The organism is Bacteroidia bacterium (genome assembly GCA_020852255.1).
Classification (GTDB): Bacteria; Bacteroidota; Bacteroidia; order JADZBD01; family JADZBD01; genus JADZBD01.
The window spans coordinates 16542-33891 of sequence record JADZBD010000022.1; the positions used below are offsets into that span (position 1 = coordinate 16542).

The window sequence follows — 17350 nt, forward strand, 5'->3', positions numbered from 1 at the left end:
CTATGAAAGAAATCATCGAAAAAGCCTGGGAAAACCGGGATCTTTTAAAAGAAGCAGAAGTTCGCCGAGCCATTGAATCGGTTATTGAAGGGTTGGACCTCGGAAAGATTCGTGTGGCCGAACCCGGTAACGGCGGGTGGATTGTAAACCAGTGGGTAAAGAAGGCAGTGATCCTGTATTTTCCGATCCGTCAAATGGAAACGATGGAAGCCGGTCCGATGGAATTTCACGATAAAATGAAATTAAAGCATGGCTTTGCCGCGCTGGGCGTACGTGTGGTACCTCATGCCATTGCCCGATACGGCGCATACCTTGCGAAAGGGGTGATTCTGATGCCGAGTTATGTTAATATCGGAGCCTATGTGGATGCAGGCACGATGGTAGACACCTGGGCAACGGTGGGATCCTGCGCTCAGATCGGCCAGAATGTACACCTGAGCGGAGGGGTAGGAATCGGAGGCGTTCTGGAACCCCTGCAAGCCTCGCCGGTGATTGTAGAAGATGGATGTTTTATCGGTTCCCGCTGCATAGTGGTGGAAGGAGCCCACATCGGAAAGGAGGCGGTACTGGGAGCAAATGTAGTGATCACGGGATCCACAAAAGTAATTGATGTTACAGGAACATCACCCGTGGAATATAAAGGGAAAGTTCCCCCGCGTGCGGTGGTGATTCCCGGAAGCTTTTCGAAAATATTCCCGGCAGGGGAATTTCAGGTACCCTGCGCACTGATCATTGGTCAGCGGAAACAAAGCACGGACCTGAAGACTTCCCTCAACGATGCACTGAGAGACCATCAGGTAGCTGTGTGATGAAAATAGGATTCGATGCCAAGCGGGCTTTTACCAATGCGAGCGGACTGGGTAATTATTCCCGTTCACTTATCAAAGCCTTAGCCGCCCTGCCGCAGGGGGATGAGCTGCACCTGTACAGTCCGCGCGACAAGGGAGGAGAATTCTCTGACTGGTGCAAAACGCACCCCGGTGTTATTGTACACACGCCGGGTTCACTCATTGACCGCAGACTGAAAGCACGCTGGAGATCCTATGTGATCACCCGCCTCCTGCAGAAAGAAGAAATCAGCATTTATCACGGACTGTCCAACGAACTTCCGTTTAACATTCAGCGTTTTAAAGGAAAAAAAGTTGTGACGGTGCATGATCTTATTTTTATACGGCACCCTGAGCTTTATCCGTTCCTTGACCGGACGATTTACAACAAAAAATGCCGTCACGCCTGCCATACGGCAGATGTAGTAGTGGCAGTAAGTGAGCAGACAAAAAAAGATCTGGAGGAGCTGTATTTCCTTCCTGAGACACGGATCAGGGTAATTTATCAGAGCGGGGATGAAGCCTTTCACCGGCCGGTTGCATCCGCTGACACAGAGAACGTCTTAAAAAAATACGGTTTACCCCGCGATTACATTCTGCATGTTGGGACGATAGAAGACCGAAAGAATCTGATCACGGTGGTGCGGGCGATGGAAAGGGTAAAAGATATTCCGCTGGTGGTGGTGGGAAAGAAGAAAGGAGCTTTCAGGAAAGTAAGTGAGCGGATCCGGGAAGCCGGGCTCACGCGGCGGGTATTCTTTCTGGAGGATGTAGCACAGCAGGAACTTCCGGCCATTTATTCCGGCGCCTCCGTGTTTGTCTATCCCTCACTCATTGAGGGATTTGGGATTCCCATCATAGAAGCACTGGGTGCCGGCATACCGGTGATAGCATCCCGCGGCGGATGTTTCCCTGAGGCGGGCGGCCCCGGAAGCTGTTACGTAGATCCGCTCAACGCAGAAGAACTGGCAGCGGCCATTTCGGAGATTGCGGAATCCGCGGTGCGGCGTAACCAAATGAGAACAGAAGGACTTGAATATGTAAAACGCTTCCGGCCCGAAATGGCCGCAGCACAAATGACACGTCTTTATCATACGCTCTAAGCAGGAATCGGTGATCCAGGAATGCCTGAAAGTACTTCGGGGAGGAGGCGTTATTTTATATCCCACCGACACGATCTGGGGCTTGGGCTGCGACGCCACGAATAAAAAGGCAGTGGAACGCTTATTTCTCATCAAGCAACGCAGTGAAGGGCATCCCCTGATTGTGCTGGCATCGGACGACCGGATGATCAATCGCATGGTACCCGATGCACCGGCCGCCAGCTGGGACATTATAGAACAGCATGAAGGCCCTGTAACCATTGTATATGAGAATGCCGGGTGGGTAGCGCCGAACGTGCTTGGATCCGACGGTACCTGCGGCATACGGCTGGTAAAGGATGAATTCTGCCGGACCCTGATTCATAAATTTCAGCGGCCGGTTGTGAGCACGTCAGCCAATATCAGCGGTAACCGCGCACCGGAAAATTACGAAGAGATTTCTCCCAGAATAAAAGAAGCCGTTGACTTTATTGTCCCCTTGCGGCAACTCGAAAAAAACTTGCCTCCCCCTTCTCCTGTTATCCTGATCAGAAATAACGGCGAAGTGAAAGTACTCCGGAAATGAACTACAGCGCTGCGCTTAATGATCCCGTCTTTCATGCCATCGGAAAAGCAGCCGACGAAGCGGGTGTGCGCGCCTACATTGTTGGAGGATGGGTTAGAGATCTGTTGCTGAACAAAGAAAGCAAAGACATTGATATTGTATGTATCGGCAATGGTATTGAACTGGCCGAAGCTTTTGCGCGGAAGTCAGGCGGTATCACCGTGAGCGTTTTTAAGAATTTTGGTACCGCCCAGGTTAAGATCAACGATCTGGATATTGAATTTGTAGGTGCAAGAAAAGAATCGTACAGGAGAGATTCCCGTAATCCGGTGGTGGAGAACGGAACATTGGAAGAAGATCAAAACCGCCGCGACTTCACCGTGAATGCCATGAGCATCTGCCTGAATGCCGCATCTTTTGGTGAGTTTCTTGACCCCTTTAACGGCAGGAAAGACCTGGCGGAAAAAGTGTTGCGGACACCGCTGGATCCGGACATCACCTACAGCGACGATCCGCTGCGGATGATGCGCGCCGTGCGCTTTTCCTGTCAGCTGGGATTCCAAATAGAAGAAGCGTCCCTTCTTGCAATCGGAAAAAATGCAGGCCGGATCGGTATCGTTTCCATGGAGAGGATCACGGAAGAACTTAACAGGATCATTCTGAGTCCGGCTCCCGGAGAAGGATTCCGGACTTTAAATGAGTCCGGACTGCTGCCGGTTATTTTTCCGGAATTCTGCAAACTAAAAGGCGTTGAAACAGTTGACGACAAATCACACAAAGACAATTTTTATCACACGCTGGAGGTTCTGGACAATGTTTCACGCGTTAGTACGGATCTGTGGCTGCGATGGGCAGCCATTCTACACGACATTGCCAAGCCGCAAACCAAACGATATGATAAAGAAAACGGATGGACCTTTCACGGGCACGAAGATAAGGGCGCACGAATGGTGCCCCGGATATTTGCACGTTTGAAGTTGCCGCAGAATGAAAAAATGAAATTTGTACAAAAACTGGTACTCCTTCACCTGCGGCCGATCGCACTCAGCAAGGAAGAAGTAACAGACAGTGCGGTGCGCCGCCTCCTGTTTGAAGCAGGGGATGCCATTGACGATCTCATGCTTTTGTGCAATGCCGACATCACCAGCAAGAATCCAAACCGGGTAGCCAGATACATGCGTAATTTTAATCTGGTAAGGGAAAAGCTGAAAGAAGTAGAAGAAAAGGACCGGATCCGGAACTGGCAACCGCCGGTGAGCGGCGAACTGATTATGAAAACCTTCGGAATACCCGCGGGAAAGCAGGTCGGCATTATCAAAGATGCTATCCGGGAAGCAATCCTTGACGGGGTGATTCCGAACACCTATGAGACGGCGTTCGGGTTCATGCTTCAGAAAGGAAAAGAACTTGGCCTTGCCCCTGCGCAGTGATGCTGTTTTTTTACTTAACTTTAAGTCCCGATGGCGATTTACAAATTCCGCGTGGTTTTTGAAGACCAGGACGACGTGTCCAGGGATCTGGAAGCGAAGGGTTCAACCTCTTTTCGCGAACTAGCCGACTGCATTCTCCGTTCGGTAGCATTTGACGACAAACACTCCGGTTCCTTCTTTATCAGTGATGATTCCTGGAGATATGGGGAAGAATTCGTTTGGAAGGAAGAAGATCGTCAGACAGGATATGCCGGAAAGAAAAGGGAAAGTCCGCTTCGCCTGATGGAGAAGGCTAAAGTGGTAAGCTACATTGACGATCCTCACCAGAAATTCATTTTCATTTACGATTACAAGGAACTGTGGACTTTCCACATTGAGATGACACGGATTGTGAGCGAAGAGCCGGGAGCGGTATATCCGCGTGTAACGCGTACCATCGGAACTCCGCCCAAGCAATACAAACAGGTGCTACCCGCTACCCCTGAGGAAGGGGGGGATTTGCTTTCCAAGCTTTCCGCCGAACTCAGTGATGAGGAGGATGAACCAATGCCGGAGCAGATCGCGGCCGCGGAGGAAGGGATGGACGAAGAGGATCATGAACGCGCCGCAGGAATGAGCGAAGAAAAAAATGAAGAGGAGGAAAATGAAGGGGGGGAAGACGGAGATGAATCCTCCGGCAGTTACGACGCGGAAGAAGAAGATCACTGAATCCTTTCCTGCACGAGCCGCAGCACAAACTGTAACTGCTCCTCCTTGTCCAGATCGGAATTATCCAATACCACCGCGTCCGCCGCCTTTCTGAGCGGATTTGTTTTACGGGTTGTGTCTTCCTGATCACGTGCCATCAGGTTTTCCCTTACTTCCGCCAGTGTCGCACGCGATCCTTTGGCATGCAATTCGTCGAACCGGCGTTGCACTCTCACTTCGGTTTCCGCTGTCATGAAAATCTTTAATTCCGCATCCGGAAAAACATTGGTTCCAATGTCACGGCCATCGAGCACCACTCCCTTCCCCTTTCCCATCCGGCGCTGAAGTGCCACCATTTTAGTTCGCACCTCCGGGATGGCGCTAACCGGACTCACCAGTGATGAGACTTCCATGGTACGTATATCATGTTCCACATTCGATCCGTTGAGAAGTGTATCCGAAGATTTCTTTCGCGGGTCGTATAAAAAGCCGATATCAATAGAGGGAAGCGCCTTTACTATTTCTCCCGCGTCAAAGGAACCTTCGGGCTTGATGATTCCGTTTTGCATACAAAAAAGTGTTACTGCCCGGTACATGGCTCCCGTATCAATGTACTTATAGCCGATGCGGGAAGCCAGGGAGCGCGCCAGTGTACTTTTACCGCAGGAAGAATAACCGTCAATGGCGATAGTGAGTTTCACAGGGTAAAGATACTTGGTTAACGGAAACCGGGATACCCCGGTATCAGATAGATGGCTTTCGTATAAAATCTGCCAGATTGGTAGTAATTGTAAAGTTGTTTGTGCCGCCGGCAAGGTGGTAGTTGCCGTGGCCGTAACTGATCTGGAACCGATTGATCTTCATACCGAATCCGAAGGAGAATCCCACCAGACCCGGTTTTGTTTCAGTGAGTAATTCCTTTCGGCGGCGGTAATTATAGGCCAGCCGGATATGAAAATTTTTGGTGAGAATCATCTCTGTGCTCACATGAAGATGCCTCATGGCCTTATCCGTGAATTTTGCCAGCTTCCGCTCTTTCAGCGGTTCGCCCGTGATGGGGTCTTCCGTAACAGGAGGATTGGCCGGATCGGTGTAGGTGAGATCCCATTTTTCCAGATGGGTCAGTATCAATGACATTCGGAAAGGGGCGTGTTTAGGCTTTTTTGTAATTCCTGCCTGAATCTCAAAAGGCATAGGTTCAATCACTCCCGGCGTATACCCTTTCCACTGCCGGCCAATATTTTTGATAATTACCGCCGCGGTAAAATTCTTTGATTCCCTGGAATAAATAGCGCTGAGGTCTATTACATTTCCTCCGCTCCAGTAATCCTCGTATACAGAATAAATTGTTTTGAGCGAAGCACCCACGGAAAACATGGAATCCAGCGGGCGCGCATAGGATATGTGAAAACAATAATCCGACGCAAAAAAAGAACCGGTTACCTCTCCGGTGACATCTGTTTCTTTGAATTTTCCGTAATCGGCATACATCAGTCCAGCAGCGAAGGTGCCCACCTTTTTAAACTCTCTGGCGTAGGCAGTATAGCCGTAATTGACATCGCCGAAATAATTAATATAACTCAGAGAAAGCTGGTTGTGCAACCTGTTGCTCAGGACAGACGGATTGTCGTACACCAGATTGATATCGTCGTCTTTGGTGGGAAGTGTATATCCCCCCAGCGCACAGGATCGTGCCGACAATGTGAGATTCAGGAATTCAAACGTATTATCACCGCCCGTCTGAGCCTTGAAAGAAAAAAAGGTTCCGAGGAAAAAACAGGTAACAAAAAGGCGCAGATTCCTCATGCTGACCGAACGAAAAAAAGTATTAAAAATTGCGGGGATCAGTTACTTCCCTCAGCCGCGATCTCTGCAACCGGTTCTTCCTTGACCGCCCGTGGTGCCGCCGCCTTCTTCGCCACCTTGCCGGGCTTGAGGCCCTGCATCAGCCGAGCTACCGACTGGCCTTCACACCAGATTTCCGCCATCAAAATACCGGAAGAAGAAATTCCTGAAATGTTCCGGATCTCGATGGTCTTGCCAAGAACATTGTTTAACAGCTGCTTTTTGGCATCCCTCCTTACATCCGCCTTGCTGGATATGGAATAGTCCGTTGCCCGCACTTTTTTGCCACCCATTTTGTGTTTCCACACCCTCCATTCCGGAGCGATCATCACGGTGTACTCATTAACGATCTTGATCACTTTGAAAGCCATGCCGTTGTTTTTTAGGTTCTTACAAACTTATCGGTTTTCATCGAATATTCCAAATACGCTGTTTATCAATGCATTACATCAATCTAACCAGCGCGCCGTCTTTTAAAACGGGAATAATACCGGTTTGGTTGGGAGTTAGACAGAAGCGGATATCCTTCTTCAGGTTAAGAGAAGCCAGCCGTTCTTTGTGGGAAGCATTACTAAGAAATTTAACGGGGTCCTTTTCTGCCATCTGATAAAGGTATTTCAGTGCGAGGCATGCGTCTCCCATTTTAAACTTTTTTGCTCTTGCGCTGAGTGCTTCCGTGACAGCGCCGGCGAAGAGGGCATCCTCCAGGTTAAATTTGTTCTTCCACCCGGAGCACAGTAACAAAACATTCCGGTTTTCCTTGAGGAGAAACTCACACAATGCGCCGATATTCAGAAACGATCCCACCACTACCTTGTATGCGTCTTTGGCGGCGTCTAAGGCCTGCGTTCCGTTGGTGGTGGTAAGCACAATGCTTTTGCCCTTCACGTGCGGACCGTTATAATCAAACGGGGAGTTGCCGAAATCAAACCCTTCCACCTTCACGGCATCACGTTCTGCTCCGGCAAGGAATCCTTTTTCCTTCCAGTGTTTTGCTTCTTCCACCGTGGCCACCGGAATAATTTTTTCTACCCCGTACTCGAACGCAATGCAGATGGCAGAGGTAGCACGCAGGATATCAATAACCACCACCACACTTTCTGTATCCCGGTAAATCGGATAGAGGTACGGCGAAAAACAGGCGTCTATTTTCTTTTGTTCCGGCAAAACGGTTCAGCCTGCTTTATAGAAAGGGATCTTCACCACCGTTGCCTTCAATGCCTTCTCTCTCACTTTGATAAAAATTTCGCTTCCTGAAGGAGCATGACTTTTATTCACATATCCCATTCCGATGCCTTTTTGAAGGGAAGGGGATTGCGTTCCGGAAGTAACCTTGCCTATCACCACACCGGCGGCGTCCGTAATTTCATAATCGTGACGGGGAATTCCGCGGTCTACCATTTCGAATCCCACCAGCTTTTTGCTTACTCCTTTCTCCTTTTGCACTTTCAGTGCGGCGGAGTTGGTAAAGTTTTTTGTGAATTTCGTGATCCAGCCGAGGCCGGCTTCCAGCGGTGATGTTTCATCGTTGATATCATTGCCATACAGGCAAAATCCCATTTCAAGACGCAATGTATCGCGTGCGCCAAGACCTGCCGGCTTCATTCCGAATTCCTTTCCCGCCGCAAGAATACTATCCCACATCTTTTCTGCATGTGCATTGGGAAAATAAAGTTCGAAGCCGCCGGCACCCGTGTACCCGGTATTAGAAATAATCACTCCCTCTACACTGTTGAACTCGCCTACGGCGAAATGATAATACGGAATGGAAGAAAGATCAACCGCCGTAAGTTTTTGTAAAGCGGCCGTAGCTTTCGGGCCCTGAATAGCCAGCAGAGCTGTTTCGCCGGAAATATCCGTCATTTTAACTCCCCCGGAATTATGACCGGAAATCCACTTCCAGTCTTTTTCCATATTTGACGCATTCACCACCAGAAGATATTTCTCCGGACCCAGGCAATACACCAGAAGATCATCCACGATACCGCCTTTTTCATTCGGCAGGCAGGAATACTGTGCTTTCCCTGCAGTAAGAACGGAGGCATCATTACTGGTTACACGCTGAATGAGCTCCAGGGCACCTTTCCCTTCCAGGATAAACTCGCCCATATGACTAACATCGAAAATGCCGGCTGCGGTTCGAACGGTGAGGTGTTCATCGTTCAGCCCTGAATAAGATACGGGCATATTGTACCCTGCAAAGGGAACCATTTTCGCTCCCAGTGCAATGTGTTTTGCGGCCAGGGCGGTTTGAAGCAATTCTGTACTTGTTTCCATTGAAAATTGTTTGATGCAAATGTATCATTTCGCGGCAATCAGACCAATGGGCAGGCCGGTTTTATTCGTCCCGGAGTACGGCGAGATAGCGATCCGTATTGGCGATTACGGAAAACTGCTCCTCCACTGTTACCCTCCCGGCATTGCCCAGCCTTTCCCGCAGCGACTGATCTTTCAGCAGCAGCAGAATCCTGTTCTTCCATTCTTCCGGCGTTTTCACTAAAAAGCCATTTTCGCCGTCGGTAATAATCCTGAAGTTGGCTCCCTTTGCGGAAGCGATCACCGGAATACCGAGTCCCATGTACTGAAGTGCCTTCAGTCCGCTCTTGCCCAGCACCCAGCGCTCCTCCGGAAGGGGATAGAGTCCGATATCAATACGGGCCAGTTCCTTCACCTCACCCGTACCCGGCCATTCCATTGCTTCCACGTTCACCCCCTCGATTTGAAAATCCCCGTCACCGATTACCAGCAATTTAAAATCCAGTTCCTTTGCCAGTTCCCGGAGAACAGGTGCCAGCAGGTGCAGAAAACGGGAAGTGCTGTGGGAGCCGCTCCACCCGAGCACCGGGGTTCCCCGCAACGCATGATCCGTTTTAGGCCGGTAGACTTCCGTATTGATTGTGGAGGAAATATCCGTGGTTTTTTTATTGTATTTCCGTACAAATTCATCCAGGATGGGTGTACAGGTAATCACATGGTCCGCCTTTCTCATCAGATACAGCGCCTTCAGACGACCTTTGAAACGAAGCGTCCATTGATTGGCTTCGCTCACATGCCCCAGGAAAATCAGGTCATCAATATCGTAGATCAGTCTTTTTGCGAGCAAGCGAACCGCCCGCTCAAAGCCCGGCAGTCCCAACGGTGTTACCCAGAGATGTACGTAAACGATATCGTAGGCCGGGAGTTTAAACAGGTGTATAACCCGGCGCAAATAACCAGTAAGCGTGTAGCGTATCTTCTTTCCAACATTTCCTTTGGAATAAAGTATTTTCCAAAAAGCGGGAGTAACAAATGAAAGCGTATGAACCGTATAACCTTCCTTTTCCCAGGATGCATAATACTGTTCAAACTTCAGGCGCTGACTGGGCGCGCATCCAACCGGATACGGAGTAAGCACGAGTATTTTTTTTCTGCTCACCTCAAACACTTTTTATACGCATCCCTGTACAATTCGACGCCCTGGTCCAGATCGAACAGCTGTTCTGCTATACTTCGGATCCTTTTCGGATCAACTGCCATGCCTGCAAACAATGCCGCCGCTTTCCTGTATCCGTCTGCGTTGAGTTCTTTCACGATTATTCCTCCTCCGTATTCCGACAACACTTCGTCCACATCACCCACCCCGCTGTTGGCGATCACGGGTATTCCGCAGGCCAGCATCTCTCCCAGTTTGGTGGGAGAAGAAGCCGTTTTAGAAAAAGTAGGACGGATAAAAAATATCCCGGCATCCGCTGCGGCCAGTTCCCGTGGCACTTCATCGCGCTCCGCTTCGCGGATGATGATCTCTCCGGCAGGAATCTGCTTCCGGGAAGCAGCGTGCCGGATGATCTCCGGATCATCGGGGGTGAGGAAAAGAAATAAGGAAGGAGCAAGGGAACGGAGCACGTTGAAAAAATCCAGCATTTCCTCCAGCATATACCAGGTTCCCAGCGACCCGAGATACACGATTACTTTTCTTTCTTCCCCGATATTCCGGATCGCTCTGCCGGCTATCCGTTGCTCCGGTGCCGGAGGATAAAAATGCTGGAGATCGGCCGCACAACGTATCAGCGATACCTTACCGGGATCTACTCCCCATGAGGTCAGCGTGGATAAGGCCTGTGCGGTAAGACAAACGATACCATCTGCATCGCGCAGGAATTTTTTCTCGAGATTCTTGAATCTTTTGTAAGCCAGGCGGTAGACCGGATTTCGCTGATCCCACAACCCGCCCTCCACGCGCTCATCCACCCAAAACCCTCTCATATCAAATAAAAATCTGACTCCTGTTTCCTTTTTCAGTTTCCAACCAGCCTCCGCCGCTACATAGCTCCGGCAATGCACCAGGTCAAAATTCTTCTCCCCGTGCCACTGCTTCGCCATAGAAATCATTCGTCTGCGGTCGACGAGTTTTGGAAGCACAGGCATCCCGGAAGAGAACGGTGAGGTTCTCCATTCTATTCCCGACGCCTCCAGTTCCTTTCGGACCGCTTCGCCGCGGCGTTTGAGGCGCTCTTCCTTTTCGAAACTGAGCAGGTGTATGCGGAATTCGCGCGCGAGCTTTTTCAGGTAGGGAATAACCTGAGACTGCCCAAGCGCATCCGTCATGCCATCGTAGGAAATATACAGAACGTCCGGGCCATGCTCCTTCACACCTGTAAAGATAATAGTATGTCCTGAAATCCAGCTTGTTCTGTGGTTTTGGTATCTTTGCTTCATGCTGGAACTCATTAAGCAGAAGTTGTTTTTCAGTAATAAGCGCCCGCGCTGGATCATTTTTCTGGCCGACCTTCTCATCTGCTTTTGTTCGCTGATACTGGCTTACCTGCTGCGATTCAACTTCAAAGAAATTCCCAGGACAGAAATAGACGCGTTCAGCGTTGTATTTCCGCTGGTGCTGGGTGTGCGGGCGCTGAGTTTTTTGCTATTCCGTACCTACCAGGGAATTGTTCGCTATACAGGTTCAAGAGACGCCTCCCGCATATTCCTTGTGCTCACCGGCGGTTCAGCGGTGATTGCGGCAGTGAATGCCGGAACCTACCTGGTGCAGGGCAGTTATCATGTGCCCGCTTCAATTCTTATCATCGAATACATGGGAAGCACTTTTCTCATGCTGAGTACCCGTTTTATTTTCAAAGCCCTGTATACCGAATTCGCAAATCCCGGAAAAGAAAAGCGGAATGTGATCATTTTCGGTGCAGGGGAATCGGGTCTCATCACGAAACGTACGTTGGACCGCGACCGCGGAACGAGGTATAAAGTACTTGCATTCATTGACGATGATCCGGCGAAAAAAGGGAAATACCTGGAGGGAACCCCCATTCATTCTCCCGCGAAACTGAAAGAACTTCTGAACGCAAATGAGATTGCGCACCTGATTATTTCCATTCAGCATCTACCCGCACAGCGAAAGCAGGAAATTGTAGATACCTGCCTCGAGAGCAATACCAAAGTGCTTTCTGTTCCGCCCGTGAGCAGCTGGATCAACGGCGAACTGAGTTTCCGCCAGATCCGGAAAGTAAATATTGAAGAACTGCTGGAGCGTGATCCTATCCGGCTGGACGAAGAGAACATCCGAAGACAGAACAAAGAAAAAGTGGTGTTAGTAACCGGTGCTGCCGGAAGCATCGGGAGCGAATTAGTGCGTCAGCTGCTGCGCTTCGGCGCTAAAAAAATTATTCTGCTGGATCAGTCTGAATCGCCCCTTTTTGAAGTAGAACAGGAACTCCTGGAGAAATACAGCAAGGACCGCCTGGAAGTGGTAGTGGGAGATGTGCGGAATAAAGAACGTATGACCAATGTGTTTCGGTCCTTCCGCCCCTCCCTTGTGTACCACGCCGCCGCTTACAAGCACGTTCCCCTGATGGAAACCAACCCGTCCGAATCTGTATTAACCAATATCATGGGCTCGGTAAATGTTGCCGAGCTCGCCGCGGAATACGAATCAGAGGTTTTTGTGCTCGTATCCACAGATAAAGCGGTGAATCCAACCAACGTGATGGGCGCCAGCAAACGGATTGCGGAAATGTATGTGCAGGCAAAACAGAAAGGATGCAAAACCCGCTTCATCACTACGCGCTTTGGAAATGTGATCGGCTCCAACGGATCGGTCATCCCCCGCTTCCGGGCACAGATTGAAAAAGGCGGCCCCGTTACCATCACCCATCCGGATATCACACGCTACTTTATGACCATCCCTGAAGCCAGTCAGCTGGTGCTTGAGGCCGCCTCAATGGGAAAAGGAGGAGAGATTTTTGTGTTTGATATGGGAAAATCCGTCAAGATCGCCGACCTGGCCAGGAAAATGATACGGCTAAGCGGCCTGGAACTCGATAAGGATATCCGCATTGTGTACACCGGACTGCGGCCGGGAGAAAAACTATTTGAGGAACTTCTGGCTGATAAGGAAGCGACACTTCCCACCCATCATCCGCAGATCCTGATCGGCAAGGTAAGAGAACTCGATTTTCAAACTGTGGCACAAAATGTGCGGGAGCTGGTCGGATTATTCGGCACACAGGACAATAAAAGTATTGTCTTGAAAATGAAAGAGTTAGTGCCGGAATTCCTGAGTAACAACTCTGAGTTTGAGCAACTTGACAAGTAGACGTATTGTTCTTTTTAGCCTCGGGATCCTTTTCCTGTCTGCTCTATTCCTTTCTTCCTGCATCATGGAGAAGCGCCTGTATATGCGCGGGTATCACGTTGATTTCGCTCACCGGGAGGTGAACACCAATAAGGAGAGGGAAAATAAACACGTACTGCCGGAAACAGAACCTCTGGTGCCGGTGAAGGAAAGGTCAATGAAACAGGGGCTTACGCAAACTACTCCGGATCAATGGCATAGCCCTTCCATTCCTCCCCCGGTCGGTACTCCCGATTTACCGGATTCCCCGGCACCCAATGTAACTGATTCCCATTCTTCCGGCATCGAATTCAAAACTCCTCAGCTCGAACTCCGCAGCTCCGGTTCCGAATCGGGTCCGCGCACCTCTCCCACTCCCGATGACCTGGAAATATGGGGCATTGTTTTTATTGTGCTCGGTATTATCATTGGGCTTTTAAGTATTCCTTTTTGGGAAGCGGCACTCACCACCGCTTATATTTTACTTGGCATCGGGGGTGCCCTGTTCATGGCCGGGCTCGTTTGCCTTTTTATCTATGATCCGGAAGGATGCATTGAAGCGTGCGGAGAAATCCTGGTGGAAGCCCTTATGGGCATTATACTGGGATTACTTTGCGGTGGACACTAAAAAAATAATGAGTAAATAATACCTTTAATTATGTCTCGATTCCGACACCTGCTGATTTTTCTGTTTTCCCTGTTGCTTCTGGCATCCTGTACGGTGGAAAGGCGGCACTACATGCCAGGATGGAGTGTGGACTGGAAGAAAAAGAGCCATGAAACGGAGAACACTCCGGAAAAGGAAAAGGATAACAAAGCTACAGCCCTTACCGGCCCTGAAAGAAAGGATTACTCCTTCGGCGGAGAAACGATGACAGATCTCTCTGATTCAGCTCCTGTTTTCCGGAAAACAGATGAGCCATCCGAATCGGTCTCCACACACACGATCGTGATCCCCTCGTCCTCCTCACATTTGTTCAGCAAGGTTAAACCCCTGGAGTGGACGAAAAGAGGATATGCTATTTTGAAGGATAAAAAACCAAAAAAGACCGATCAGCTGATTCTCGGAATTCTGCTTTTTATTGGCGGTCTGGCGGCCATGATCGGGATAGCCTTTGCCTATTCGGGTTACCCTACCCTGCCGGTGGTGGCCATCATTTTGCTGGTGATTTGCCTGATCACCTGTATTGTAGGGTATATACTAATCGAGGATGCCGTACCCGGTTTGGGTTGTCTGCTTCTCATGCTTTTGCAGATATTTGCAGCGGTACTGGGATAGTCAGATCCTTCCAATCCGCAGAAAATGCTCACACCCCGTCAGATCTTTTTAAAACACCTGGCTCAAACAAGTCCTTCCCCGCCTGCGCTTGAAATGGTGAGGGCCGAAGGAAGTAAAATGTGGGATGCGGCAGGAAAGGAATACATTGACCTGATCTCGGGCATTGGCGTAAGTGTGATTGGTCACCGGCATGCAAAAGTAGTGAAGGCGATCAAGGATCAAGCAGACCTTCATTTGCACTTGATGGTATACGGAGAGCTGATCCAGTCTCCTCAGGTAAAGCTGGCTGAAAAACTTTCTTCACTACTTCCCTCCTCCATTTCCTCATTTTACTTTGTTAACTCCGGATCAGAAGCCACAGAAGGTGCATTGAAGTTAGCGAAACGTGCAACAGGGCGCACAGAAATTATTGCATTCAAAAACGCTTACCACGGAAGTACCCACGGGGCACTAAGTGTAATGGGAAACGAAACACTGAAGCAGCCATTTCGTCCATTGCTTCCAGAGGTGAGGTTCATTGAATTTAACCGGGAAGAACAGCTCCGGGAAATTTCCAACCGTACTGCTTGTGTGATTGCTGAAACCATTCAGGGCGAAGCGGGAGTTGTGCTTCCGCAAAATGGTTTTCTGAAGAAATTACGGAAACGCTGTGATGAAACCGGAGCCTTGCTGATCCTTGACGAGATCCAATGCGGGATTGGCCGAACCGGAAAAATGTTTGCTTTTGAGCATTATGGTATAACCCCTGATATTCTTTGCCTGGGAAAAGCACTCGGAGGAGGGATGCCGATCGGGTGTTTTGCATCTTCCCAAAAGCTGATGGCGACTTTATCCGACAACCCTGCACTCGGACACATCACCACATTCGGGGGGCATCCGCTTAGTTGTGCCGCGGCCCTGGCCACACTTGAAGTATTGACTGAACAAAAGGATCTCATTGCATCAGTACCGTCAAAATCAGAGCAGTTCAGAAATAGAATCGAAAGTTTAAAGATCAATGGGGTAAAAGAAATACGGAATGCGGGCTGGATGATGGCGGTAGAGTTTACCAGCCGTGAAGACAATTTCCGGATGATACATCAATTACTTCAAAATGGAATTATCACCGATTGGTTTCTTTTCGACGACCGAAGTCTGCGAATTGCCCCACCATTGACGATCAGCGAAGAAGAATTAACTTTTGTACTAAGATCCTTTTCAAACTAATCCAGTTACATCCTTTCCGGCACTTCTATTCCCAGTAAATCCATAGCATAGCATATGGCGCCTGCGGTTTTATCGGAAAGCTGAATTCTGAACTGCCGGACTTCCGCCTGTTCCTCCTTCAAAATCGGACACTCATGATAAAAATAGTTGTATGATTTAGCCAGATCATAAACATAATTTGCAATAACTGAGGGATTATATTCACTTGCAGCTTGTTCAACTGTTTGCGGAAGGTCATGCAAACGACGAAGGAGGTCCTTCTCCATACGATTGACGTTTTCAATACGGCTTACCTTTGCTTCCTGTACACCTGCTCTCCGGAGAACAGACTTAATCCGTGCGTGGGTGTATTGAATGAAGGGGCCGGTGTTTCCGTTGAAGTCGATGCTTTCCTTCGGATTGAACTGCATCTTTTTCTTTGGATCCACTTTTAATATAAAATACTTTAATGCACCCATTGCAAGCCGGTGATACAGCTTTTCCGCATCGGCGGAATCAAAATCTTCAATTTTCCCCAACTCTTTGGTTGTTTCCCTCGAAGTTTCTGTCATTTCATGAATAAGATCATCCGCATCCACAACCGTACCCTCACGGGATTTCATTTTTCCCTCAGGTAATTCCACCATTCCATACGAAAGATGATAACAGTTTTTGGCAAAACCATATCCCAGTTTATTAAGGATAAGGAACAGCACCTTGAAGTGGTAATCCTGCTCATTCCCCACCGTGTAGATCATACTAGTCACGTCAGGGAAGTCCCTGGAACGCAAGATGGCCGTACCAATGTCCTGCGTGATGTAAACCGAGGTGCCGTCGGCTCGCTGAACAATCTTCTTATCCAGCTTATTCGCGGTTAAATCAATACTCACCGCTCCGTTGTCTTCCTTTTGGAAAACATTTTTCCGTAATCCTTCTTCCACACAGGATTTCCCGAGAAGGTAGGTATCTGATTCATAATAGATTTTGTCAAAGGAAACTCCCAGCGCAGAATAGGTCTTTTCAAATCCCTTGTAAACCCAGTCGTTCATTTTTTTCCAAAGGCCCATCACTTCCTTATCTCCGGCTTCCCAGGCCTGCAGCATTTTCTGTGCCTCAAGCATGAGGGGAGCGTTTTTCTCGGCCTCTTCCTCTGATTTTCCTTCCTCCTTAAGTTTTCCGATTTCCGCCTTCAAGTGCTTGTCGAATTCCACGTAATATTTCCCCACCAGATGATCTCCCTTCAGTCCGGACGATTCGGGCGTTTCTCCGTTGCCCCATTTCTTCCAGGCCAGCATGGACTTACAAATGTGAATACCCCGGTCATTCACCAGATTGACCTTTGTTACCTTATCTCCGCGCGCTTCGAGAATTTTTGCAACAGAATACCCGAGCAAATTATTCCGGATATGACCGAGATGCAATGGCTTATTTGTGTTTGGGGAAGAATATTCCAGCAGGATGTGTTTGCCGGTGGGTGGGAATGCAGGAGGACAGGATTGCCGGAGAAAAGCGTCTATCCAATATGAATCGGCAATAACGAGATTAAGAAATCCTTTCACCACATTAAATTCCTGCACCTGCTCACAATGCTCCCTCAGGTATTCGCCAACAGCCTGTGCCGTTTGCTCCGGATTTTTCTTTGATACCTTCAAAAACGGAAATACCACCAGCGTCAGGTGTCCTTCAAACTCCTGATTGGTTTTCTGAAAACTAATTTGTTCAGGTAAAACGTTCGCAGAAAAAAGGTGTTGAATAGCTTCTGCGGCTGCCAGGCCAAGAATTTCATCAATACGCTTCATACCATTCTCAGAGGTCGCCGGTTATTTGTGGTACGGACACACACTATGAC

General features: G+C 49.1%; 17 protein-coding genes. 9 read left to right on the plus strand and 8 right to left on the minus strand.

The features are described from left to right. Positions 1-2: 2 nt before the first annotated feature. From IT233_12415 to IT233_12435, 5 genes are read left to right on the plus strand one after another with little or no spacing between them, the layout of a single operon-like run. A complete protein-coding gene (locus IT233_12415; GenBank protein ID MCC7303434.1) occupies positions 3-809 on the plus strand; it encodes a 2,3,4,5-tetrahydropyridine-2,6-dicarboxylate N-succinyltransferase in 807 nt (268 codons plus the stop codon). Further along, complete coding sequence (locus IT233_12420; protein MCC7303435.1) at positions 809-1930, plus strand: glycosyltransferase family 4 protein; 1122 nt, start codon at positions 809-811, stop codon at positions 1928-1930. The genes IT233_12415 and IT233_12420 overlap by 1 nt, the downstream gene beginning before the upstream one ends. A gap of 10 nt (positions 1931-1940) precedes the next feature. Continuing rightward, positions 1941-2495 carry a threonylcarbamoyl-AMP synthase gene (locus IT233_12425; protein MCC7303436.1) on the plus strand — a complete coding sequence of 185 codons (555 nt, stop codon included), beginning with the start codon at positions 1941-1943 and terminating at the stop codon, positions 2493-2495. Further along, complete coding sequence (locus IT233_12430) at positions 2492-3904, plus strand: HD domain-containing protein (protein MCC7303437.1); 1413 nt, start codon at positions 2492-2494, stop codon at positions 3902-3904. The genes IT233_12425 and IT233_12430 overlap by 4 nt, the downstream gene beginning before the upstream one ends. A 30-nt stretch (positions 3905-3934) precedes the next feature. Further along, positions 3935-4612, plus strand: coding sequence for a hypothetical protein (locus IT233_12435; GenBank protein ID MCC7303438.1), 678 nt, complete (start codon positions 3935-3937; stop codon positions 4610-4612). Here IT233_12435 and IT233_12440 read toward each other — a convergent pair. The 7 genes from IT233_12440 to IT233_12470 all read right to left on the minus strand — a co-directional run bounded on the left by IT233_12440 (position 4606) and on the right by IT233_12470 (position 11131). Continuing rightward, positions 4606-5292, minus strand: coding sequence for a (d)CMP kinase (locus IT233_12440; GenBank protein ID MCC7303439.1), 687 nt, complete (start codon positions 5290-5292; stop codon positions 4606-4608). The two genes, IT233_12435 and IT233_12440, sit on opposite strands and share 7 nt — an antisense overlap. Positions 5293-5335: 43 nt before the next feature. Beyond that, positions 5336-6397, minus strand: a complete 1062-nt coding sequence (porQ, locus tag IT233_12445) for a type IX secretion system protein PorQ (GenBank protein MCC7303440.1) — start codon at positions 6395-6397, stop codon at positions 5336-5338. A 38-nt stretch (positions 6398-6435) separates the two neighbouring features. Next, positions 6436-6807, minus strand: a complete 372-nt coding sequence (locus IT233_12450) for a hypothetical protein (protein MCC7303441.1) — start codon at positions 6805-6807, stop codon at positions 6436-6438. A gap of 73 nt (positions 6808-6880) precedes the next feature. Then, entirely contained in the window at positions 6881-7603 is a 723-nt protein-coding gene (locus IT233_12455) for a 2-phosphosulfolactate phosphatase (protein ID MCC7303442.1), read from the minus strand. Positions 7604-7609: 6 nt separating this feature from the next. Then, positions 7610-8695 carry a glycine cleavage system aminomethyltransferase GcvT gene (gene gcvT / locus IT233_12460; protein ID MCC7303443.1) on the minus strand — a complete coding sequence of 362 codons (1086 nt, stop codon included), beginning with the start codon at positions 8693-8695 and terminating at the stop codon, positions 7610-7612. Between the two features lie 79 nt (positions 8696-8774). Then, positions 8775-9851, minus strand: coding sequence for a glycosyltransferase family 4 protein (locus tag IT233_12465; protein MCC7303444.1), 1077 nt, complete (start codon positions 9849-9851; stop codon positions 8775-8777). After that, positions 9848-11131, minus strand: coding sequence for a glycosyltransferase (locus IT233_12470; protein ID MCC7303445.1), 1284 nt, complete (start codon positions 11129-11131; stop codon positions 9848-9850). Before IT233_12470 ends, IT233_12465 begins: the two co-directional genes overlap by 4 nt. Here IT233_12470 and IT233_12475 point away from each other — a divergent pair. The 4 genes from IT233_12475 to IT233_12490 all read left to right on the plus strand — a co-directional run bounded on the left by IT233_12475 (position 11130) and on the right by IT233_12490 (position 15522). After that, positions 11130-13019 (plus strand): polysaccharide biosynthesis protein, encoded by a 1890-nt coding sequence (locus IT233_12475; protein MCC7303446.1) that lies wholly within the window; start codon positions 11130-11132, stop codon positions 13017-13019. The genes IT233_12470 and IT233_12475 overlap by 2 nt on opposite strands. 64 nt (positions 13020-13083) lie before the next feature. Continuing rightward, complete coding sequence (locus IT233_12480) at positions 13084-13665, plus strand: hypothetical protein (protein ID MCC7303447.1); 582 nt, start codon at positions 13084-13086, stop codon at positions 13663-13665. 30 nt (positions 13666-13695) lie between these two features. Then, positions 13696-14316 (plus strand): hypothetical protein, encoded by a 621-nt coding sequence (locus IT233_12485; protein MCC7303448.1) that lies wholly within the window; start codon positions 13696-13698, stop codon positions 14314-14316. Between the two features lie 24 nt (positions 14317-14340). Beyond that, positions 14341-15522 carry an aspartate aminotransferase family protein gene (locus IT233_12490; GenBank protein MCC7303449.1) on the plus strand — a complete coding sequence of 394 codons (1182 nt, stop codon included), beginning with the start codon at positions 14341-14343 and terminating at the stop codon, positions 15520-15522. Between the two features lie 5 nt (positions 15523-15527). Here IT233_12490 and IT233_12495 read toward each other — a convergent pair whose 3' ends face one another. Next, on the minus strand, positions 15528-17300 hold the full coding sequence (locus IT233_12495; protein MCC7303450.1) for an arginine--tRNA ligase: 1773 nt from the start codon (positions 17298-17300) through the stop codon (positions 15528-15530). Positions 17301-17350: the final 50 nt, after the last annotated feature.

Coding starts and splice junctions, on each gene's coding strand:
- IT233_12415 (MCC7303434.1), top strand. CDS start 3: ATGAAAGAAATCATCGAAAAAGCCTGGGAAAACCGGGATCTTTTAAAA.
- IT233_12420 (MCC7303435.1), top strand. CDS start 809: ATGAAAATAGGATTCGATGCCAAGCGGGCTTTTACCAATGCGAGCGGA.
- IT233_12430 (MCC7303437.1), top strand. CDS start 2,492: ATGAACTACAGCGCTGCGCTTAATGATCCCGTCTTTCATGCCATCGGA.
- IT233_12435 (MCC7303438.1), top strand. CDS start 3,935: ATGGCGATTTACAAATTCCGCGTGGTTTTTGAAGACCAGGACGACGTG.
- porQ (MCC7303440.1), bottom strand. CDS start 6,397: ATGAGGAATCTGCGCCTTTTTGTTACCTGTTTTTTCCTCGGAACCTTT.
- IT233_12450 (MCC7303441.1), bottom strand. CDS start 6,807: ATGGCTTTCAAAGTGATCAAGATCGTTAATGAGTACACCGTGATGATC.
- IT233_12475 (MCC7303446.1), top strand. CDS start 11,130: ATGCTGGAACTCATTAAGCAGAAGTTGTTTTTCAGTAATAAGCGCCCG.
- IT233_12470 (MCC7303445.1), bottom strand. CDS start 11,131: ATGAAGCAAAGATACCAAAACCACAGAACAAGCTGGATTTCAGGACAT.
- IT233_12480 (MCC7303447.1), top strand. CDS start 13,084: ATGGAGAAGCGCCTGTATATGCGCGGGTATCACGTTGATTTCGCTCAC.
- IT233_12485 (MCC7303448.1), top strand. CDS start 13,696: ATGTCTCGATTCCGACACCTGCTGATTTTTCTGTTTTCCCTGTTGCTT.
- IT233_12490 (MCC7303449.1), top strand. CDS start 14,341: ATGCTCACACCCCGTCAGATCTTTTTAAAACACCTGGCTCAAACAAGT.
- IT233_12495 (MCC7303450.1), bottom strand. CDS start 17,300: ATGAAGCGTATTGATGAAATTCTTGGCCTGGCAGCCGCAGAAGCTATT.